The sequence below is a fragment of the Leptospira yanagawae serovar Saopaulo str. Sao Paulo = ATCC 700523 genome, assembly GCF_000332475.2.
GTDB classification, from domain to species: Bacteria; Spirochaetota; Leptospiria; order Leptospirales; family Leptospiraceae; genus Leptospira_A; species Leptospira_A yanagawae.
The window spans coordinates 279,863-300,691 of record NZ_AOGX02000015.1 but is presented as its reverse complement, the minus strand read 5'-3'; the positions used below and the strand labels follow the sequence as shown (position 1 = coordinate 300,691).

At 37.9% G+C, this 20,829-nt stretch carries 24 protein-coding genes and 2 tRNA genes; 17 read left to right on the top strand and 9 right to left on the bottom strand.

Translation table 11 applies throughout. The features are described 5' to 3' along the window. From LEP1GSC202_RS05075 to LEP1GSC202_RS05050, 6 genes are all read left to right on the top strand, one after another. Window positions 1-2,019: a 7TM diverse intracellular signaling domain-containing protein gene (locus LEP1GSC202_RS05075; RefSeq protein ID WP_015676371.1), complete on the top strand. Its 2,019-nt coding sequence runs from the start codon at window positions 1-3 to the stop codon at window positions 2,017-2,019. A 105-nt stretch (window positions 2,020-2,124) separates the two neighbouring features. Further along, window positions 2,125-3,201, top strand: coding sequence for an alkene reductase (locus tag LEP1GSC202_RS05070; RefSeq protein WP_015677612.1), 1,077 nt, complete (start codon window positions 2,125-2,127; stop codon window positions 3,199-3,201). Window positions 3,202-3,746: 545 nt separating this feature from the next. Next, the gene (locus LEP1GSC202_RS05065; RefSeq protein WP_015676521.1) at window positions 3,747-4,106 is read left to right on the top strand and encodes an ArsR/SmtB family transcription factor; all 360 of its coding nucleotides are present in this window, start codon (window positions 3,747-3,749) and stop codon (window positions 4,104-4,106) included. Continuing rightward, window positions 4,103-5,065 (top strand): SRPBCC family protein, encoded by a 963-nt coding sequence (locus tag LEP1GSC202_RS05060; RefSeq protein ID WP_039928193.1) that lies wholly within the window; start codon window positions 4,103-4,105, stop codon window positions 5,063-5,065. The genes LEP1GSC202_RS05065 and LEP1GSC202_RS05060 overlap by 4 nt, the downstream gene beginning before the upstream one ends. A gap of 24 nt (window positions 5,066-5,089) precedes the next feature. Then, window positions 5,090-6,481: an MATE family efflux transporter gene (locus LEP1GSC202_RS05055; RefSeq protein ID WP_015676986.1), complete on the top strand. Its 1,392-nt coding sequence runs from the start codon at window positions 5,090-5,092 to the stop codon at window positions 6,479-6,481. Between the two features lie 12 nt (window positions 6,482-6,493). Further along, complete coding sequence (locus LEP1GSC202_RS05050; RefSeq protein WP_039928190.1) at window positions 6,494-6,874, top strand: iron chaperone; 381 nt, start codon at window positions 6,494-6,496, stop codon at window positions 6,872-6,874. A gap of 304 nt (window positions 6,875-7,178) precedes the next feature. Here LEP1GSC202_RS05050 and LEP1GSC202_RS05045 read toward each other — a convergent pair. Further along, window positions 7,179-7,249, bottom strand: a tRNA-Gly gene (locus LEP1GSC202_RS05045). Window positions 7,250-7,331: 82 nt separating this feature from the next. On the opposite strand from LEP1GSC202_RS05045, the gene LEP1GSC202_RS05040 reads away from it, so the two are divergent. Both LEP1GSC202_RS05040 and LEP1GSC202_RS05035 read left to right on the top strand, forming a co-directional pair. Beyond that, entirely contained in the window at window positions 7,332-8,843 is a 1,512-nt protein-coding gene (locus LEP1GSC202_RS05040) for a carboxypeptidase M32 (RefSeq protein WP_015677576.1), read from the top strand. 22 nt (window positions 8,844-8,865) lie between these two features. Further along, on the top strand, window positions 8,866-9,192 hold the full coding sequence (locus LEP1GSC202_RS05035; RefSeq protein ID WP_015676596.1) for a hypothetical protein: 327 nt from the start codon (window positions 8,866-8,868) through the stop codon (window positions 9,190-9,192). Here the strand turns inward: LEP1GSC202_RS05035 and LEP1GSC202_RS05030 are convergent. Continuing rightward, a complete protein-coding gene (locus LEP1GSC202_RS05030) occupies window positions 9,168-9,596 on the bottom strand; it encodes a DUF423 domain-containing protein (protein WP_015677170.1) in 429 nt (142 codons plus the stop codon). The genes LEP1GSC202_RS05035 and LEP1GSC202_RS05030 overlap by 25 nt on opposite strands. Window positions 9,597-9,617: 21 nt before the next feature. Between LEP1GSC202_RS05030 and LEP1GSC202_RS05025 the strand changes: the two genes are divergently transcribed. Further along, on the top strand, window positions 9,618-9,953 hold the full coding sequence (locus LEP1GSC202_RS05025; RefSeq protein WP_039928187.1) for a hypothetical protein: 336 nt from the start codon (window positions 9,618-9,620) through the stop codon (window positions 9,951-9,953). Window positions 9,954-9,967: 14 nt separating this feature from the next. Here the strand turns inward: LEP1GSC202_RS05025 and LEP1GSC202_RS05020 are convergent, their stop codons facing one another. Both LEP1GSC202_RS05020 and LEP1GSC202_RS05015 read right to left on the bottom strand, forming a co-directional pair. Then, the gene (locus LEP1GSC202_RS05020) at window positions 9,968-10,729 is read right to left on the bottom strand and encodes a hypothetical protein (protein WP_015677136.1); all 762 of its coding nucleotides are present in this window, start codon (window positions 10,727-10,729) and stop codon (window positions 9,968-9,970) included. Further along, window positions 10,726-11,625, bottom strand: a complete 900-nt coding sequence (locus tag LEP1GSC202_RS05015; RefSeq protein WP_015676604.1) for a CPBP family intramembrane glutamic endopeptidase — start codon at window positions 11,623-11,625, stop codon at window positions 10,726-10,728. The genes LEP1GSC202_RS05020 and LEP1GSC202_RS05015 overlap by 4 nt, the downstream gene beginning before the upstream one ends. A 78-nt stretch (window positions 11,626-11,703) precedes the next feature. Here LEP1GSC202_RS05015 and LEP1GSC202_RS05010 point away from each other — a divergent pair, with 78 nt between their 5' ends. Genes LEP1GSC202_RS05010 through LEP1GSC202_RS04990 form a run of 5 tightly spaced genes read left to right on the top strand, consistent with a single transcriptional unit; the run spans window position 11,704 to window position 16,034 of the window. Continuing rightward, entirely contained in the window at window positions 11,704-12,606 is a 903-nt protein-coding gene (locus LEP1GSC202_RS05010; RefSeq protein ID WP_015677347.1) for a LysM peptidoglycan-binding domain-containing M23 family metallopeptidase, read from the top strand. A 46-nt stretch (window positions 12,607-12,652) separates the two neighbouring features. Then, a complete protein-coding gene (locus tag LEP1GSC202_RS05005) occupies window positions 12,653-13,828 on the top strand; it encodes an acyl-CoA dehydrogenase family protein (RefSeq protein WP_015677344.1) in 1,176 nt (391 codons plus the stop codon). 6 nt (window positions 13,829-13,834) lie between these two features. After that, window positions 13,835-14,866 carry a phosphotransferase family protein gene (locus LEP1GSC202_RS05000; protein ID WP_015676947.1) on the top strand — a complete coding sequence of 344 codons (1,032 nt, stop codon included), beginning with the start codon at window positions 13,835-13,837 and terminating at the stop codon, window positions 14,864-14,866. Beyond that, window positions 14,856-15,320: a hypothetical protein gene (locus tag LEP1GSC202_RS04995; protein WP_015677602.1), complete on the top strand. Its 465-nt coding sequence runs from the start codon at window positions 14,856-14,858 to the stop codon at window positions 15,318-15,320. Before LEP1GSC202_RS05000 ends, LEP1GSC202_RS04995 begins: the two co-directional genes overlap by 11 nt. Then, window positions 15,321-16,034, top strand: a complete 714-nt coding sequence (locus tag LEP1GSC202_RS04990; protein WP_015676826.1) for a histidine phosphatase family protein — start codon at window positions 15,321-15,323, stop codon at window positions 16,032-16,034. It begins immediately after the preceding gene. A 17-nt stretch (window positions 16,035-16,051) separates the two neighbouring features. Here the strand turns inward: LEP1GSC202_RS04990 and LEP1GSC202_RS04985 are convergent, their stop codons facing one another. Genes LEP1GSC202_RS04985 through LEP1GSC202_RS04970 form a run of 4 tightly spaced genes read right to left on the bottom strand, consistent with a single transcriptional unit; the run spans window position 16,052 to window position 18,604 of the window. Beyond that, on the bottom strand, window positions 16,052-16,708 hold the full coding sequence (locus LEP1GSC202_RS04985) for a hypothetical protein (protein WP_425256017.1): 657 nt from the start codon (window positions 16,706-16,708) through the stop codon (window positions 16,052-16,054). 50 nt (window positions 16,709-16,758) lie between these two features. Beyond that, window positions 16,759-17,775: an aldo/keto reductase gene (locus LEP1GSC202_RS04980; RefSeq protein WP_015676958.1), complete on the bottom strand. Its 1,017-nt coding sequence runs from the start codon at window positions 17,773-17,775 to the stop codon at window positions 16,759-16,761. Window position 17,776: 1 nt separating this feature from the next. Continuing rightward, window positions 17,777-18,064, bottom strand: coding sequence for an acylphosphatase (locus tag LEP1GSC202_RS04975; protein WP_015677089.1), 288 nt, complete (start codon window positions 18,062-18,064; stop codon window positions 17,777-17,779). Between the two features lie 21 nt (window positions 18,065-18,085). Continuing rightward, window positions 18,086-18,604, bottom strand: coding sequence for an RNA pyrophosphohydrolase (locus LEP1GSC202_RS04970; RefSeq protein ID WP_015676435.1), 519 nt, complete (start codon window positions 18,602-18,604; stop codon window positions 18,086-18,088). Between the two features lie 72 nt (window positions 18,605-18,676). On the opposite strand from LEP1GSC202_RS04970, the gene sixA reads away from it, so the two are divergent. Then, entirely contained in the window at window positions 18,677-19,165 is a 489-nt protein-coding gene (sixA, locus tag LEP1GSC202_RS04965; RefSeq protein WP_015676421.1) for a phosphohistidine phosphatase SixA, read from the top strand. 70 nt (window positions 19,166-19,235) lie between these two features. Beyond that, a tRNA-Pro gene (locus LEP1GSC202_RS04960) sits at window positions 19,236-19,307 on the top strand. A gap of 90 nt (window positions 19,308-19,397) precedes the next feature. On the opposite strand, the gene LEP1GSC202_RS04955 is transcribed toward LEP1GSC202_RS04960, so the two are convergent. Next, the gene (locus LEP1GSC202_RS04955; protein WP_039928576.1) at window positions 19,398-19,688 is read right to left on the bottom strand and encodes an LIMLP_16025 family protein; all 291 of its coding nucleotides are present in this window, start codon (window positions 19,686-19,688) and stop codon (window positions 19,398-19,400) included. A 97-nt stretch (window positions 19,689-19,785) separates the two neighbouring features. Between LEP1GSC202_RS04955 and LEP1GSC202_RS04950 the strand changes: the two genes are divergently transcribed. Next, the gene (locus LEP1GSC202_RS04950; protein WP_015677393.1) at window positions 19,786-20,826 is read left to right on the top strand and encodes a hypothetical protein; all 1,041 of its coding nucleotides are present in this window, start codon (window positions 19,786-19,788) and stop codon (window positions 20,824-20,826) included. Window positions 20,827-20,829: the final 3 nt, after the last annotated feature.

Sequence of the window (20,829 nt, the reverse complement as noted above, 5' to 3'; positions counted from 1 at the left end):
ATGCAAATAAAGAAACTTTTGTTTCTCTTTTTCATTTTTGGATTTTGGACAAATCTTTTCCCCGAAACTCCTACTGTCGACCTAACGAATCTGGGAGAAACTCCGATTTTCTTAGCAAAATCAATGTTAGTGTATGAGGATACAAGTCAAAATTTAGATTGGGATGAAATCCATTCTGAAACATCTAAAAACAAATTTCAAACATTTCCGTCTTCAGAAGAAGCATTTAACTTTTCTTATTCAAAATCTACATTTTGGTTAAAGGTTCTCATCAATAATCCTACCGACGAGGATGTTCATTCCAACTTGGTGATTGCATACCCTCGCATCAAAACTTTAGATTTATTCGTAAATTCTAAAGACGGAACAAAACGAATCCCTTCCGGATATTCAGTCCCTGTCGAAAAAAGGCCTTACCAATCTCGTTTTTTTGTATTTCCCATTCTTTTTGCAAAACAGTCGAAAACGGAATTGTATATAAAAGTAAACTCACCGAACGCAATCAACCTTCCCATTCAATTATGGCGTCAAAAATTTTATGACCGACATGAAATCGATGATCATGTGATGCAAGCGATATACTTTGGAATTACCATTGCGATGATCGTATTCAATTTGTTTTTATTTTTTATCCTAAGGGATGAAAGTTATCTTTTATATGTCCTTGTTGTCTTTAGTATTGCAATCAGTATCGCCGCTTATAATGGAATAGCTTCTGAATACATTTGGAAAAATTCTCCCTGGTTAGACCAATATGCGATCAATCTATTCATCTCAATTGTTCTCATTCTGTTTCTTATTTTTATGCGAAATCTTTTACAAACAAAAAAGATTTTGCCAAAATTGGATCCAATCAATATCATTTTGATCGTCATTCAAATTGTATTGTCGATTGCTTATATCATTTCATTTGATACTTTTGTTCGTTTGTTGGTACTCAGTCATTCGATCACATCCCTTTGGATTTTAATCATTGGGGTAATGTGTTCTTTAAAAAAACAACGAATTGCATATTTTTTCTTATTGGCCTTTGCATTTTTATTTTTGGCACTCATCGTTTCGACTTTGAGAGCCCTCGGTTATATCCCAACCAATGTATTTACCATTGAAGGTCCACAGTATGGTTCCGCTGCCGAAATGATGTTATTGGCCTTTGCATTAGCAGATCGTTATAATACAATCATCCGAGAAAAAGAAATCGCAGAATCCAAGGTGAAATCTAATTTAGAAAGATCAAATTTAGACTTAGAGGAAAAGGTTAGAGAAAGAACATTCAAATTAAACCAAACTCTCAGTGCAATGCGAAGAGATCTTTTTGTTGCGAAAAATATCCAAGAAAATTCAATTCAAGTGGATCCTCAGTTACTCAGAGAACTCAAATTAGTATATCGTTACCTTCCTGTTTCCGAAGTAGGAGGTGATTTTTTTGATATCATCCGTTTACAAAATGCAAATTTTCGAATCTTAATTGCAGATGCGACTGGACACGGAGTGCACGCTGCAATGATCACCATGGCAATCAAAGGACTTTACGATCCTATCAAAGAATTTGAACTGCAACCAAACCAAGTATTAGAAATCTTTAATGAAGAATTTATGGATAATTTTGTATCTTTAAATAGTTTATTAACAGCAATGATTTTAGATATAAACTTTAATGAAAAAACAATTCATTTTGCATCCGCTGGTCATCCCGCAGCAGTTCTATTGCATGATGGTAAAATAGAATTACTTGCAAAAACGGGTAGGATGATTGGATTAAAAAAACAAACACATTATGACCTTAAGTCCACAAAGTTTCAATCGGGTGATCGTTTGTTTATTTTTACTGATGGTGTTTACGAAGCTTTCAATAGTAAAAATGAAGAGTTTGGAGAAGAAAATTTGCACAAATTTTTAATGGCAACAAACAGTTTGCCATTGGGCCAGGTTGAGGAGAACCTTCTCAATACCTTAGAAAATTTCCAAAATGGGTCAGACCGGCAAGACGACCTCACCATCCTCGGTTTTGATTTATGAGAAAAAACTGATTTTTTTAGAAAAAATGGTTTGATATTAAATTATTTTACATCAAATGGATAGACAACCAAGTCTATTTTTTAGAGGAACTTACTAGGATTTTATATGAATCGATTGTACCAAAACGCAAAATTAGGCAACTTAGAATTAAAAAACCGTGTGGTCATGGCACCCATGACACGTTCAAGATCCATTGGCAATATACCTGGCGAAATTGTAGCCAAATATTACGAACAAAGATCGGAAGCAGGGTTAATCATTACAGAAGGAACTTCTCCGTCTCCGAATGGTCTTGGTTATGCGAGAATTCCAGGAATATTTTCCAAAGAACAAACCATTGCCTGGAAACAGGTCACCGAAAAAGTCCACAACAAAGGCAGTAAAATTTTTGTGCAACTAATGCATACAGGCCGCATTGGACATGTATTGAATTTACCAAAATCAGCAAAAGTGATTGGTCCATCAGCCATTCTGGCAAAAGGAAAAATGTGGACCGATGAAAAAGGTATGTTGGACCATCCAGTACCCGAAGAAATGTCAAAAGAGGAAATCCAATCTACGATCGCAGAATTTGTTTTAGCATCTAAAAACGCGATCGAAGCTGGATTTGATGGCGTTGAACTTCATGCAGCTAACGGGTATTTGTTGGAACAATTTTTACATCCATCTTCCAACCAAAGAACAGATGAATACGGTGGATCCATTGAAAATCGAATTCGTTTTGTATTAGAAGTGGCTAAAGCAGTGAGTGATGCCATTGGAAAAGAGAAAACTGGTATTCGTTTGTCTCCCTACGGAGCATTTAATGACCTATTTCCCTTTCCAGAAACACACGATGAATATTCACTTCTTGCAGATAAATTAAATGAAATTGGAATTGTTTATATTCACTTAGTTGATCATTCTTCCATGGGAGCACCAGTAGTAGAGCCAAAAACAGTTTCTGCAATTCGAAACCATTTTAAGGGAACATTGATATTAAGTGGTGGGTATGATGCTACTAGAGCTGAAAAAGATATTGAATCAGGTAACGCCGATTTGGTGGCATTTGGTAAACCTTTTTTAGGCAATCCAGATTTAGTCACACGTTTCCAAAAGAGTCTTCCCCTCTCTGGTTTTGATGAAACAACATTGTATACTCCCGGAGAAAAAGGGTACACCGATTATCCTCTTGCTTCTTAAATAGATACAATTCTATTGAATCAAACAATTCAAACGTTACCATCTGTGAGTCTAAAACGGATTCCCAGAATGGTAACTTACCTTTCGCATTATCTAAATTAGCTGAGCGCCTCAATACCATCGAAACTAAACTTGGATTGGAACAATTGACCGGGCTCTTCCGGGGTGCGCGTTCGCTCCCGTCACCCACCATTGGACAATGGTAGGTGACCAAGCCCTCCAGATCCCTGGCGCAAAGGAACTCTTCTTCATACTGCCAATGTTTCAAAATCCTTTGAACTGATGCTTTTAGGCTCCCAAAAGCGCAAACGTGAACATTTCTAAAAGAAAACGCGAGGATTAGAGATTGTGTTTCCTTTCCATTGAGGGTTGTGATAGAGAGGAGACATTGGGTGGCGGGTCTAGTTCCCCTCCCTCAATCGGGTGGGGATACAAATATCCATTCTGTACCCCGAACCACCCTTTTTTAAAATCCCCAACCGAACCAATTTCCCTTGACGATTTCCGATCCAATTCATTATTTAACCAAAAGGTTAATTAGCTAAATGGTTAAATTAGAAGAAAAGGAAGATCACCTCAATTCCACATTCCAGGCTTTGGCTGATCCCACTCGAAGGAAGATCCTGATGCAATTGGTGCTTGGGGAAGCAACTGTCTTAGAATTGGCGGAACCTTTCCAGATGAGTTTGCCTGGAATTTCCAAACACATTAAAGTATTAGAGAAAGCAGGTTTGATCGAAAGGGGTAAGTCCGCACAATACAGGCCTTGTCGCATCAAAGTAGAAGCACTAGAAGAAGCGAATTCATGGTTAGAACAATACCGAAAATTATGGGAAGATCGTCTCGATCGCTTGGATGAATACCTAATAGAACTTCAAAAATCAAAACAGGAATTTAAAAAATGATGAATCAAGATGTAAACGTAACTTTAGAAGAAAATATCGTACGAATTGAACGTAAATTTAATGCTCCACTAAAACTTGTATGGGAAGTTTGGACAAATCCGCTCCATCTTGAAAAATGGTGGGGACCAAAAGGTTTTACCAACCCTACTGTTGAGTTTGACTTTAAAGTAGGTGGTTCCTATAGAATTGTTATGCGATCTCCCGAAGGAATTGATTATCCAGTATTAGGAAAATTTTTAGAAATTACACCTTATGAAAGTTTTGTGATGAGTGATTTGGTTGAGGAACATCCTGAAGAATGGGTGAAAGAAGTACAAAAAATGGCTGGTGTTACTGGAGATCGCTCCATTCTCAATTCCAAACTCAGGGTATTATTCGTTGAACAAAAAGAATTTACGCAAGTCATCCTCATCACCGAATTTATGAACAATCAAATTCGTGATGGCTTCGCGAAATCAGGTATGAAGGAAGGTTGGTCACAAAGTTTTGAAAAATTAGAATCAGAAGCATTGCCGACTCCAAATGAACTGATCATTGAGAAAGTTCTTACTCATCCAATTGATTTAGTTTACCATGCGTTTACAGATTCACTGAATATTCAGTCCTGGTGGGGTCCAAATGGTTTTACAACGACAACGGAATCAAGGGATTTTAAGATTGGTGGTGAATGGGTTTTCAAAATGGTTAGTAAAGATGGAACGGTTTATCCTAATGTAATCAAATACAAGTCCATTAAAGAAAAAGAATATTTGGAATACCTTCATGGTTCCGGAAGTGATTCACCGAACGACGACTTTTTAGTTAAGATTTGGTTTTCTCCGACAAAAAACAACCATACCATCATTAAAATGAAAATGATTTTCTCAAGTGCAGAAAAACGTAATATTGTAGTTAATTTCGGTGCAATTGACGGTGCACACCAAACATTGAGTAAACTAAATTTTTACTTAACAAAATAATACACAAATTATAGGAATTGAATGATGACAAGTGCAAGTTTATGGAATGATTTAAAAAAGGCATTATCGGGCTCGGAAGAAGATTATACAGAAGTAAATTTGAGAAGAGCTATCTTTTTATTATCTGTCCCTATGATTTTGGAACTGGTTTTAGAATCTGTTTTCGCAGTGGTGGATATCTATTTTGTTGGAACTTTGGGCGCCTCTGCCGTTGCGACAGTTGGATTAACAGAAACATATTTGTTTTTATTATATTCTGTAGCTATGGGTTTATCATTCTCAGTTACCGCAATCGTTGCAAGAAGGATTGGCGAAAAAGAAAAAGATAAAGCAGGTATTGCTGCAATGCAATCCGTTTGGATTGCCATCATAGCATCACTTCCGTTCACAATTGCAGGTATTTTTTATTCTAAAGAATTATTGGCTCTTATGGGAGCTGATGACTGGGTACTAAACGAAGGTTTCCGTTACATGCAATGGATGTTGGGAGGAAATATCGTTATCATACTCCTTTTTTTGATTAATGCAGTATTCCGCGGAGCTGGTGACGCGGCAATCTCAATGAAAGTATTATGGCTTGCTAATGGTTTAAACATTATCTTAGATCCTATTTTTATTTTTGGATGGGGACCAATACCTGCGTATGGAATCACTGGTGCTGCCATTGCCACAACGATCGGCCGTGGGATTGGTGTCTTATTTCAGTTCTGGTTATTATTTCAAGGTGGAAAACACATAAGGATATTCTTTCGCCACTTACAAATTGAATGGGATACCATTTTCGGAATTCTTAAAACCTCACTTGGTGGGATTGGCCAAATGATTGTAGGTATGACTTCTTGGATTTTTATCATGAGAATTTTATCCGAATTTGGAAGTCAAACTGTCGCTGGTGCAACGATTGCACTTCGTACCATGATGTTTACGATGATGCCATCTTGGGGTATGTCAAATGCTGTTGCAACACTAGTGGGGCAAAATCTTGGAGCAGGTAAACCTGATCGTGCAGAACAATCTGTATGGTTTACAGGTTATTGTAATATGGGTTATCTAATCCTTGTTTCCATCGTTTATTTTTTCTGTAGTGAAAGCATCATTGGTATTTTCACAAATGACCAAACGGTTATCAATATTGGCTCAGAGTGGTTACGTATAGTATCCTATTCTTATTTTGTTTATGCTTGGTGGATGGCAGCAAGCCAAGCGTTTAATGGAGCAGGTGATACGATTACACCTACTAAAATCAATATCATCTTTTTTTGGATCATTCAAATCCCATTGGCATATACCCTTGGTAAATTTTTTGATTTTGGATATCGAGGCGTTTTTTGGGCAATGATGGTATCTGAAACTTCAGTCGGAATTTATACATTGTGGTTATTTACGAAAGGGAAATGGAAAGAAACAAAGGTGTAACTGTTGCCAAGTATGGAAAAAAAATCACCAGCGACAATTGATGAATATATCCAATCGTTCCCCAAGGAAGTTCAATCAATATTAAACGAAGTGAGAAAAACCATTCGAGAGGTAGCACCAAATGCAAGTGAGGCGATCCGATATGCAATCCCAACATTTATCCAAAATGGAAATTTAGTCCATTTTGCGGCGTTTCGCCAACATATTGGATTTTATGCATTGCCATCTGGAAATGCAAAATTTCAAAAAGAATTGGCAAACTATAAAATTGGGAAAGGTTCCATTCAATTTCCTTTTGACCAACCGATTCCCTTAGATTTGATCCGAAAGATTGTAAAATTTAGAATCAAAGAAACTTCTGTGAAAGAAAAAAAAAGGAAACGAAAAAAGTAGGGAAGCGAAACAATCAATGAAAGATACCATTGGGTCTGAAACTCTGGTCCTTCGGTATTTTTACTTTTGGTTTTGAAACTTTGGATTTTGAAAAGGATGTCATGCGGGCGAAGGGACAAAGACCTCTCCGCTGTTCGGACATCCTGTCCTCACATCGCTCCGAGGCACGGCGTCGCTAAGGCGAAAGCCATCCAGGCTTTCTTACTGTAACACTCGTTCCCTATGGGTCACTCATGTTCCAGCTCGCGCCACTGTTCGAGTCAATCGGTTTTAATCGTATGTTTGGATTTTGAAAAGGATGTCATGCGGGCGAAGGGACTCGAACCCTCGCCAGAAGCTTGGAAGGCTGCTGTGCTACCGTTACACCACACCCGCGACGTATATACATAGTTTTGGCTGAGGGTTAAGGGTCAATGATTTTTGGTTCCAGAATGTGAGGCAGGAAGAAAATGAGTCCATGGCCCTCCCGCAAGCGCTCGAAAATTACCGAAAACAGTATCGAAAAATCAAACTTTTCCAAGACATTTCCTCAGTTCTGCATTGGGACTCGGAAGTGATGATGCCAGAAGAAGGGCGTGAATATAGATCCAGCCAGATTGCTGCTGTTGCGGAACTCACACATGAATGGATGACGGACAAATCTTTTTTGGAACAAATTCAAAACGCAAAACAAGCGGTGAATGACCTTCCGGTACCAGAAAGGGAAGTTTGGAATCGTGAGTTGGAAATCCTTATGGAGGAAAAGGAAAAAGCAGATAAATTACCTTCTGAGTTTGTATCCGAATTTGCTAAACTCACAAATCTTGCACACGCAGAATGGGCAGAAGCAAAAAAAGAAAAAAACTTTAAACTCTTTTCGAAACGATTGGAAGAACTTGTTCAATTATCTAAAAAACAAGCAGATTACCTTGGTTATACGACAGAACCTTACGATGCACTTTTAGATTCTTATGAAAAAGGAGCCAAGGCAAATCAAATTCAAAATTTATTTTTGGATCTAAAGAACTCTCTGATCCCGATTGTTGCCAAAGCACCTAATTTTGAAACTCCATTTAAAAAACCAATTTCCATCGCAAAACAAACCAAATTTTGCAATCGACTTCCAGCAATTTTGGGACTTACGACAAAAGAATCCCGTTTAGACATAAGCAATCATCCGTTTTCGACAAGTTTAGGGAAGGGTGATAAACGAATTACAACTAGGTATTCGGAAACAGATCCACTTTCTTCCATCTTTGGTGTGTTACATGAAACCGGACATTCATTGTATGAATCTGGATTGTCAAAAATGCCAAATTGGCCAACCCCATTAACAGAATATTTAAGTTTAGGAATTCATGAATCACAAAGTCGATTGTGGGAAAACCAAGTCGGAAGGTCTTTACCATTTTGGGAATTTATGTATCCTATTTTACTGGAAGATTTTGAGCTGACTGAAGTTGAACTTCCATTTCAAAAATTATTCAAGTATATCAATAGCACTGAAAAATCAAAAATTCGTGTTGAGGCGGACCAAGTAACTTACAACCTTCATATCATATTACGATTTGAAATCGAAAGGGATTTGATTAATGGCAAAATTAAAGTAAATGATTTACCAGAAATTTGGAATGGAAAAATGAAAGAAAGTTTTGGATTGACCGTTGAAAATGATGCGGAAGGTGTTTTACAAGACATCCATTGGTCAATGGGAGCATTTGGTTATTTTCCTACTTATACATTGGGTAATATTTTTAGTGCTCAATTTTTCAGAAAATTTACAGAAGAATATCCAGATTCGCATAACAAATTTTCGGCGAACGGAGATTTTTCAGATTTATTAAATTGGTTACGAAAACACATCCATTCAAAAGGAAAGATTGATACCATCGAAAATTTGGTTCAGGATGCCACAGGGGAACCGGCGAACGCAAAATATCTCATTTCTTATTTAGAGGATAAAGTAAAAGAAGTTTCAGTTTCCAATTAATTGAAACTAAAAAGGAATCACAATGTCAGGATCAGAACAAGTATTAGAAAAACTCAGTCAACTTTCCTATTTTGATAATTTAGCATTGTACTATTTGTGTAATGAAACTCCACCGCAAACATTAGCTTTGGCTTTTTTACAAATGGATGAAAAAATCGCAGGATCAATGTTAGGTGTTTTGGATGTGCAACGTCGAAAGTATGTACACGAGATGATGGCTTTACAAAAAGATTCTACAGAGGAATCAAAAAAAGCCGCAGCAGAGGGATTACTCCTAATTGCTGACGGCCTGATTTCAAGGAATTTAATCAGCAAACAAGGTCATTATTTTTTCGGTACTAAAAAATAAAACAAACCAATTCCTAAAAACAACCAACCTAAAAGGAAACTCACTCCTCCAAAAGGAGTGATGGCACCGAGTATCCTGATTCCAGTGACGGCAAGTGCATACAAACTAAAAGAAAAGATCAAAATTCCTATTAAAAACATCCAACATGAAATTCTGAGAAACGTTTGGCTTTTTGGAGATCCATCATTAATTTCCGCAAATAACAAAATGAAAAAAGTAATCAGTGAAACAATATTATGATAAAAATGATATTTGTTTCCGGTTTCAAATATCACCATAAGTTCTGGGGTGATGATTTTTTTTAAGCCATGTGCACCAAATGCTCCGATGGCAACTGCCAAAAATCCAGAGAAACATATGAGTAGAATTAAAACTAAATCGGATTGCTTCTTGACAAGTTTCATATTGAATACTTCCTATTGCCTATGACTTCAGATGCATCCGGAAAGAATACTAAATTTGTAAGAGTTTGGCGACAACTCAATGTTGAAGAGATAAAAAAACAACTATTGTATATCGATGATCTTTACGGAACGTGTGGAAACTGCAAAAAACTTGGACTCAATTATCTCAAAGACAAAAAATGCCCAGACTGCGGTATTACGTTCAAATACCTTGCAACTAAATTGAGTAAGGTGGCGGACATTGGAAAGATATTAAGTAGGATCGATAAAGAAGGATTGGATCTCACTTTAATTGAAAGAGAAGATTTTGAAAGATCAAGTGCATCCGATGCAGCACGAGATCTTTTTAAATCTTAAATCAAATTCAAATACTAAAATTTAAAAGACCAACCAAATTGGGCCGTTTTGTTATGAGCGGCAGTGTCTTCCCAAGCATCAAAAACTCGTACCGCGCGAGTCACTGCGAGCGCTGCAAAAATACCCACTGCATTTGGTGATTCCCAAACACTTCCTGGTCCTTTCACATTCAACATATTATCATAAATATTCTTTTTAGGTAAATTTTCCTGAGCATATAAATAAGCGCCACCCGCCAATATTAGGTCACACAAAAGGTAGATACTCATACTAACAAATGTATCACGGTTCGTAAAAAGTGGTGAATTCCAAGAATTGTATCCAACGGAAGCCATTGGTGTGATTAAATTTAAACCTTGAGAAACGATATGGTATTTTTCAGATAAGGGAACAGCAGACTCATGCGGAGGTTTTTGTAATAGTTCCTGTTCCATGATTTGTTTCCACATTTTTTCTTGCCCCCGGCGAGGCGATTCAATCCGAATGATTGAATCTGGTGATGTTTTGCCAACTTTACCTACATAAATATTAAAATCATATGGATTGTTCCATTTGTTACGATACCGATAAACAAAACCTTGTGTTTTTTCGTCAGCATAAAAATCCGGATCGAGTTTGTTTAAAACTGCCAACAAACGAATATTAACATCTTCTGGGCCTCCCAAGATTTCTAATGTTTCTCCAGCAAATAATGAATTTGTTGAAAAAATAAGTAAACCAAGGAAGAATATAGCGTTAATAAGGTGACTTTGAATTCCCTTTTTAAAAATTTTCATGATTGGACCACTGGTAATTGAAGATATGCATTGATTAAACCTAATGAATTGTATGTTGCATGACAAGCCATGGCAATCCAAAGATTTCCTGTTTTGATATATAAATAACCGAAAAACATTCCTACACCACAAATGATGAATGGAATGGCAACTGAAGTTCCATCTCCATAGTGTAGCCAACCAAACAAAAGTGAGACGATCAAAAGGCCTTCTTGGGTTAAACCTTTATCGATAAACGATTTTAGCAAAAATCCTCTAAAAAAGATTTCTTCCAAAATTCCGGTGATGATTCCGACTACATAAATTCCCCAGGCTAATAAATAACCATTTCCGTGCAGGGAAAGATATAATTTTTTCGCAAACACTCCAGAATCTAAAGGTACTGATAATTTTTCCAATATTGATCCAAAAATGATCACAACGAAAAAACAAATGAGACCATTGGCAATTCCACGAAATAAAATTGGAATTGAAAGTTCGTCTTGTAAATCTGTAACAGGGATTTGTAAAACTTTTTTGTATAATAAATACCCAAGTCCCACATAACATAAAAACCATGGTATGGAAATACCGAGTAAGTAATGTGGTTTGTCTGAAAATACGAGATCGTAAAATTCACTAAAGAGGACATTCGGATTTTCAGTGATTTCTTTTTGGAATTTGTCTTTGATGGGACCAATCACTTTTTGGTATTCTGCAAGTAGACCTGAAAAGTCCAACTTACCTTCAGAATATTCCTCATATAACGGTTGGACTTGTTCTTCAGGAATCCTGTGGTTCAAAACCGAATGGTTCACAAAGGCCAAAAAGAATACGGAATAAAAAAAAGAACAAACGTAAACGAGACCAAATGAATAGGCTGTGAGCCGAAAGATCTCAAAAAATCGATTCTGCATCTGCCTTACAGTTCCTCAATTTCGGCAAGAATCGTCACCGTTTTTTTAGGAAATGGTCGATAATCAGTTTAGAAGATTATGTCTAAAATCGTCGTTTTTCTCAAATGGACTGTGATTTGGATCAGTTTGGGAGTCACATCCGAATTGTTTTCAGGCCCTCTCACTCTTGCCAATTTAGACTATAGCAACCCTCTACTCAAAAATCTTCGTTCCGAAATCAAAGAAAATTTAAGAATCTCGAAGTCGGGAACCAAAAATGAAAACCTAATTCCCCTTAAATACTACGAATACAAAGTCCAAAAGGAAGACAATTTCTTCAAAATCATGGCTCGTACGGGAATGGATTTGGAAACATTATCTTCTGTGAATGAGTTAAGTTCCCCCCATGATTTGTCACCAGGTATGGTTTTGGAAATTCCCAATATGCGTGGAACGTTCCATCCAGAAGAAACAGAAGCTGATGAAAAAACAAAACTTCGATTGGCAAACCAATACCAAATCAATCCGAACAAATTACAATTTGATGCAGAACGAGGGAAATGGTTTATGCCTGGGATTTCGATGGGAAAATCTGAGAAGTCATTTTTTTATGGATTTGGGTTTCAGTTTCCACTAACAACTGCTAGAATATCATCCAATTTCGGAAAAAGATTGGATCCTTTCACAAAAAAAGAGACGTTCCACGGTGGACTTGATATGGCCGCCAAACAAGGATCAGATGTCTATTCTTCAATGGACGGTGTAGTGAGTTTTGTTGGAAACCAGGGTGGTTATGGAAATTTAATCATCATCAAACATAGTTTGGGATACGAAACAAGGTATGGACATTTATTAAACTACTTTGTAAAACAAGGCCAAAAAGTTAAAAAGGGTGAAAAAATTGGGGAAGTCGGACAAACAGGTAGAGCGACCGGTCCACATTTACATTTTGAAATTAGAAGAAATTCAAAAAGACAAAGACCTATTTTTCAATCACACTAAAAAAAGATTTTACGACCGTTCTTGATTGTGTTACTTCTTGGAATCAATGGACTTTGAAATTCCCCAAGAAGTAGAATCACTTCGTAAAAATATCCAATCCTTTATCACAGAAGAAATCATTCCTCTGGAAAAACATTATGACTATGAAAAAGGTCGAATGCCAGAAGCCATTAACCAACAAGCGCGCGCTAAAGTAAAAGCGGCTGGTTTTTGGACACCTCACCTTCCGAAATCAGAAGGTGGTTTGGGATTGGATTTAATTGGGACTTGTATCATTTTCAGTGAACTTGGTCGTTCTCCAATTGCACCATATATTTTCAATTGTGATGCACCGGATGAAGGGAACATGCACTTACTTTCGTTAGCTGCAACTGAAAAACAAAAAGAATTAATATTACACCCACTGATCAAAGGGGAACTTCGCACAGGATTTGCCATGACAGAACCATCTCCCGGTGCCGGATCTGACCCTACATCACTCCAAACCAATGCAGAAAAACATGGGGATAAATACATCTTAAATGGGCGAAAGTGGTATTGTACAGGTGCCAATGGGGCCAAGTATTTGATCGTTATGGCAAAGGTGAATGGAAGTTTTCGAAAAACCACGATGTTCCTTGTACCTACCGATTCCCATGGGTATACAATGGTTCGGGAAATCGAACTTATGGGTTCTCACGGGCCCGGTGGTCATTGTGAACTTAATTTTGAGAATGTGGAAGTTCCTGAGGATATGGTTCTCGGAAGGGTGGGGGAAGGTTTTCGTTTATCACAAGAAAGATTGGGCCCTGCTCGCCTTACACACTGTATGCGTTGGACGGGGATGGCAAGGCGTGCTCTTTCAATTGCTCGCAGTTATGCGAAAGAAAGAGAAGTGTTTAGTGCAAGGATTGCTGACCACCAAGGCATCCAATGGATGTTTGCTGAACGTGCCACAGAAATTGAGATGGCATTTTTACTAACACTCAAAGCGGCTTGGCTCTTAAAAACAGGAAAAGATGCAAGGCAAGAAACATCCATGGCAAAGTGGAAAGTGAGTGAGTCATTATGTAATACCATTGATATGGCCATTCAAATTTGTGGAGGGAAAGGGTATTCCAGAGACCTACCACTTGAATTGTTTTATCGCGATGCAAGAGCCGCAAGGATTGCTGATGGACCTTCTGAAGTACACAAGATGGTCATTGGTAGGAACTATGTTTCAGAGAAGTGGGACTTTTAACTCAATATGGACATCAAAGAACTTCAGGAGAAAGTAGAAACACATCTCAGTTGCGTTTGGAAAGAACCTGTAAAGGTAAGTGAGATTTTTCATTTGAGTGGAGGAGCTTGCCAAGATAATTACGCTTTGGAACTTGTTTCTAATTCTACTAAAAAATCTGTTGTATTGCGTACGGACAAAGGTGGAAGTTTGTTATCTTCTTTGTCGAAACGAGATGAATACAAAGTTGCCGAACTGGTTTTTAAGGCAGGTGTCAAAACTCCCACTCCTGTTTATCTAGAAGAAGAGTCTTCTGTCATTGGTTCTCCGTTTTTCCTTATGGAAAAAATTGCGGGGAAGGCTACAGGTCGCTACATCACAAAAGATAAAGAATTGGATTTGTATCGTAAAACTAAAATGGTTTCAGACCTTGCATCCAATTTAGCTAAACTCCATACTGTCACTCCTGAATCCGTAAATGACGAAGATTTAAAACTAAAATTAAAGTTAGTAACAGTTCAAAATTATATCACTCTGGCTATCTCGGACTTACGCAAATCACTTGATGAATTACCAGAAGCACACCCTGCCATCGAATTGTGTTTAAACTGGATGGAATTACAAGCACCTAATATTGATAAGATCGTATTAGTTCATGGCGACTATCGTACTGGAAATTTTATGATGAATCCAGACGGACTGCAAGGGATATTGGATTTTGAATTTGCACACTGGGGAGATCGTCACGAAGACATTGCTTGGTTGTGTATGCGAGATTGGCGGTTTGGTCGCCTAAACAAAGAAGTTGGTGGTTTTGGTGACAGAATCGATTTTTATAAAGAATATGAAGCTACTTCGGGTATCAAAGTAGATCCATTTAAAGTCACTTTTTGGGAAATCATGGGAAATATTCGTTGGGCAATTGGCAGCGCGCAACAAGCAGAAAGACATTTGTCAGGCAAAGACAAAGGGATTGAACTTGCTTCCATTGGAAGAAGGACAGCAGAGATGGAATGGGAAGCCATACGTCTTATTGAGGAGATAGACAATGCAGTATAGACCAGACTCAAAAGAATTACTCCAAGCCATCCAAGATTTTTTGATGAAAGACTTACTTCCAAAATTGGAAGGTGATGATTTATTATCTTATAAAACATTAGTTTCCTGGAATATGTTAGGTGTAATCGCTAGAGAAATTGAAAATTCGGATTTTACGAGCACCTGGTCGGAAATATTAGATTCAAATTTATCTATATCAGATTTAGAAACGAATTACCCAATGGATTCCTTTTATAAATTATCCAAAAAAGAAAAAAATAAAGTTCTCCGAGAATGGAACCAAAATCTTGCGTCACTCATTCGCAAAAAATCTTCATTATTTGGGACTCAACAATCAGAACCTATCCAGAACAAAACAGAATTGGATATAAAACCGAGAAGTAAGGTTTGGAATTTGGTAAAATCACAATTAAAGGAAAACTTAGCTGTCTCAAATCCGAGGTTCCAAACCTAAATGTCGTATTTGTATTTAGTCAGGCATGGTCAGGCGGATAGACTTGGAAAAAATTATGACCAACTAACAGAACTTGGATGGAAACAAGCATCTCTTTTGGGAGAATACTTCAAAAACCATAGAATTGAATTTGATTCTGTTTATACAGGTACATTGAACCGACAAAAACAAACGGCAGAAGCAATCCTCAAAAGTTTTACCTCAGATCGTTTTTGTATACCTGACCCATTGGAAAATTCTGCTTGGGACGAATTTGATTCTAGAATGTGGTTGGGTATAGCTGCAAAAATTCGAAATTCAAACGAAAAATTTGCAAAACTCTATGAATCCTATAAACAAGCTTGGGAAGAAGGAAAAGAAGAAACTCGCAGTTACTTCCAAGAACTCATTCAACTTGTGTTAGCTGATTGGGTGAATGGAGTCTGGGATCCGGTAGAACCATATACGTTTAAAGAATATGTTGAAAAAGTAACATTTGGACCTAAAGAAATTCCTAGTGATGTTAAAAGTACTTTGGTTGTATCCTCTAGTACTCCGATTGCGATTATGATGGGACTTAGTTGTAAGATGGATCATAAGGACTATCCTATTTTTATGAAGTCCATTTTGAATTCATCACTCAGTGTGTTCCGTCGGCAGTCCACTGGTTGGGAACCTGTCAGTTGGAATGGAACTCCACACTTGCAAGATCCCGATTTGATCACCATTGTATAGATGTTAGATTAAATGGATCATTGGGTAAAGGATGAGAGTAACTTCACTCGGTTTTTGGCTTTTTGACCCCATCCAGACCTTGGATAATTTTTATACAAATGGTCCATCGCTGCGAGTTCTTCCTCATTTGTTTTGCTATACCGAACTGTGATTTTTGGTTCCTCTTGGAATTTAAAGTCAACGGTGACGTGGAAACTTCCCATAAACACAACCGTTCCAGGTAATAAGTCAATTCTTGATTTCCGAATGTCATCCAAATCAAAATCAATATCGATTTTATTCGGTTGCTTCGTACTACCGAAAGCAAAATCAGAAGCACCACGATTCAATAAATGGATCGCATCAAAGATTTCGTATTGGCCTTCTTTTAAATTTTGAAAGTAATAATAGTGGCCTGAACTTTCACTGTATTCGATTGATTTTTCTCCTTTGCGTAAGGTGACTTTTTGGAACCGAGGGTCAATGAGTTCATCCAAAATCATTTCATCTTTCACAATTGTCATATGGACAATGATCAAACTACTTTGCGAATTCTTAGGACCAAAACTGGAACATTCAGGAAATAAATAGCTAACCAAAAGTAAAATCAAAATTTTACGAAAAACTCCAGATGTCAATTGTTCCCATTTAGAAATTTTTTTTACTTCAGACATTCTTTCGTTCTTCGTTTCCATTTCCGTATGCTTTTCATTTTTCAAATTTGAACTCATGTTTGGCGAAGTCCTTAACCCATTGGGTATTGAATTTTTTTAGAAACTGCATTGATTTCGGACAATATTTCATCGGAAAGGATGACATCGGTCGCCTTCAAAGATTCTTCCAACTGTTCTACAGTATTGGCTCCGATGATGGTGGAAGCCACGAAATCGTGTTGTTTGCTCCAAGCAACTGACATGACTGTCGAGCTCATTCCGTACTTTGTTGCAATTTCCATTAATTCTTTAGTAGATGCTAATGTTTGTTCGTTTAGGAATCGATTTGACATCCTCTTTTGCCTTTCTCCTTCCACCATATAACGAACAAAACGTGCCCCTTCCGGTTTCGTAGTCACATTGTATTTACCCGTGAGAACTCCTCCTGCAAGTGGAGAATAAGGTAATAAGGATACACCTTCTTTTCGGCAAACCTGCGCTAATTCGTCTTCAAATCGACGATTCAAAATGGAAAAATTATTTTGGATGGAATCATACCGAATCAAATTGTATTTATCTGATGTCCAAAGGCTTTTCATGAGTCCAAAAGAAGTTTCATTGGAACATCCGGCATAACGGATTTTTCCTTCCTCCTTGAGTTCGGTAAGGGCCTCCATCGTTTCATCATAGGAAACGTCATGGTCCGGCCAATGAGTTTGGTACAAGTCTATGGTTTCTACACCTAACCGTTGCAAGGAGCCTTCGATTGCTCTACGGATATGGTATTTGTCAAGAGCCGTTTTCCCTTCGCGGAGTGGTGGGCTAAACCATCCATGTCCTGGACCTGCCACTTTTGTCGCAATGATGATTCCATCCCTAGGTTTTGTTTTTAACCACTTTCCAAAAATCTCTTCGGTACGATGTACCCAAGATTTTTGTGGTGGTACTGGATAAATTTCTGCTGTATCGTAAAAATCAATACCTGCATCATAAGCCCGATCTAAAATCCTAAACGCCTCATCTTCGTTACATGAAGATCCAAAAGTCATGGTTCCCATACAAATTTCGGAAACCACCATTCCTGTTTTGCCAAGTCTTCGTTTTTTCATGTTATTTTTTGATTAAAAAAGTTTTGAATTGGTTTTTTGGATCACTCCATTCAATCACATGATCCTTAACCTTTGCCTTGGTTGGTCCTCTTTGCATGGCACGATACAAATCTTCGATAAAAAGTTTATCACCTTCCACAACAGCTTCGACTTCCCCATTCGGTAAGTTTTGTGTATAACCTTTGAGTCGCATCTCTTGGGCTTTTTGTAATATATAATACCGAAATCCCACACCTTGTACGGTTCCCCGCACTAAAATTCTTGCTCTCGCTTCTTCTGATTTTCCCAAAGATTGTCTCCTACAATTACCTTATGTGGTTTTAACATTCTCTGCAATGTAATTTTGAATGGCTGATTTAAAAAGAGGAACAAACTTTTCGTAAACGGGTCGTTTGAAATCAATTACAGCTTGGATTGTTTCCTCGATTTCCATATGGCGAATGGTCAAAAATTCTTGTTCATGATGGACCAAATCACATTCGTCCAAACCACCATCCCAATAAAACAAAATCCACCTTTGTAATTGCCCTCGAAACTTTTGAAGATGGGAGTTAAGTCCTAGTGAGCTTGGGAAATCATATGGAATCCAATCTGGATATTCAGTTACATAAATTGCCTTTTTGATTCCTAGTTCTTCGTATAATTCTCGTTTAGCGGCTTCAAGATAATCTTCTTCTTCGTCAATGCCGCCCTGTGGAAATTGCCAAGATCCAGGAAATTGGATCCTTTCACCAACAATGACCATTCCCTTAGAGTTAAAAACTACCATTCCTACATTTTTGCGGTAGGGTTTGTCTGTCATAATCGTTAGTATGTCCTTCTCTTTCATTTTCGCAAGAAATTCCTTAATTTTTTGTTTCTCGGGAAATCCGTGGTTCCAATCTTGGGATTAGGAGATAGTATGAAGATCATTTTGGTTCGTCACGGTGAGGCTGAGAACTCTACCTCTACCATTTCCGATACGCAAAGGGAACTCACAGACAAAGGGAAAAGTGATATTCATAAAATTGGTAAGTTCATTAAAAACTCGTCATTATCTGTCAAACAAGTGTATTACAGCCCCTACACTCGAACCAAACACACAGCAGAAATCCTTTCAGAAGAACTAAAGTACGAAGGTGACATGGTTGCTTCAGATGATTTGGCTGCAGGAAGAGGTTGCTCCGATATCATTTCGTGTCTTGTCAACTTTTCAAACTCCGATACAGTTTTGTTAGTTGGTCATAATCCAGATATCACATATTTTGCTGCAAAACTACTAGGGAATTCCAGCGTTGCAGAAAATTTAGTTTTCCAACCTGGATCTACAATTGCCATCAACGTCGCACGAGAAAAATTTGACCACGGCCAAATCATTTGGGCCATTTCACCGGACAATCTCGGAATTTAATTTGAATCAAAGTCTAAAACCAGTAAGGCTTGACCAAGTATGTAAGGCCAGGTTTTTGGACTTCATAACACGGGGTGTAGCGCAGCGGTAGCGCACTTGTCTGGGGGGCAAGGGGTCGCCGGTTCAAATCCGGTCACTCCGAAGTGAAAATGTTGTGATTCAAAAAACCCAGCAGGCTTGAGCACAAACCTGCCGGTAGAAAATTCAGGATGGTGAGATGAAAAAATAAAACTTAAGAAGGTTTGTTGTCTTTACCTTCTTTCACTTTGTCGAGATACTTCACAACATTGTCTCTCAGTTCTTCGATACGAACGATTCCCCAAGCAACACCCATTTTCACTTTTAGTGCTTTGTCACTTGTATCACTTTCGCCTTGCTCTTTCAGTTTTTGAAAGTTGGTTTCAAATTGGCTTTTTTTCTCGTTAAGGTCTACCACCAGTTTCTCCCAAACTTCTTTGGAAGTTTTGACAGCACCGATTCCGGCATTCACGATATCTTGTAGTTTGTTTTCCACGTTGCTCATCGGATTGACCCCTTCTCCATCCATTATTTTGCACTGCACAATAATGTCGAGAAAGAATTTTGTGGAGGAAAGCGAAATCTTAGGGTAAACTACCGAGATGCACGCGACTTCCCCTCGGCTTTTTTTCCTCATTTTCTCCATTTTGACTGTTTTGGCCAATTGTGGCGGCCAAATCCAAGAAAAACCCATCGCTGGTTGTGAACGAATTTCAGGCACACCTGGGCCAGAAGACTTCGATCTCATCCGAGAAACATCCACTTTGATCGTTTCCTCTCATGAAAGACGAAATGGATTAAAGGACATTGGTGCCTTATATGAAATTTCCTTTGCCAATCCAAAACAAAAGTTAGAAGCCAAAAAAATTGAAACCAATTACCCAGAAAATTTCCGACCACATGGAATCAGTTATGCAAAAGTGAAAGGAGTGGATACACTCGCAGTCATTTCACATACCCTTCAAGATGAAATTCCACATACACTTGAAATTTTCGAACGATCCAAAACGGGTAAATGGACACATACAAAAACTCTAAGTGATCCATCACTCACAAGTCCAAACGATGTATTTATGAACGAGGCGGGTGAGATTTTTACATCCAACGATAATGGTACAAGTAATGCGATACGCAAGTATTGGGACATGATCATTCGAAGTGGAAGGGCTGACGTATCTTATTATGATGGAAATACATTCCAATCATTAGGTGTTCCAGTGATGCTCGGGAATGGAATTTACATTCGTAAAAATGGGAAACAAGAACTTTTATACCGATCTGTCTTTGCTGAAAAAGCGATTCGCGTGTATGAAGTGAATCGAGTTGATGGTAAAATCAATTTAAAATATTTAGAATCGATTTCGATTGGGGCAGGTCCAGATAATATTTTAGAAGATGAAACAGGAATGTTATGGCTTGCAGCACATGATTCAACTTATAAATTCATTCGCCATGTGATGAATCGAACCAACTTAGCACCCACACGTGTATTCAAAGTCAATCCCAACACAAAAGAAGTCACAGAAGTGTATTCCAATGAAGGTGCGGAAATTTCAGCAGGAAGTACTGGTCTCGTTTATAAAGATAAACTACTGATCTCACAAGTTTTCGAAGATTTCCTTTTGGTTTGCCCAAGACCTTAGAAA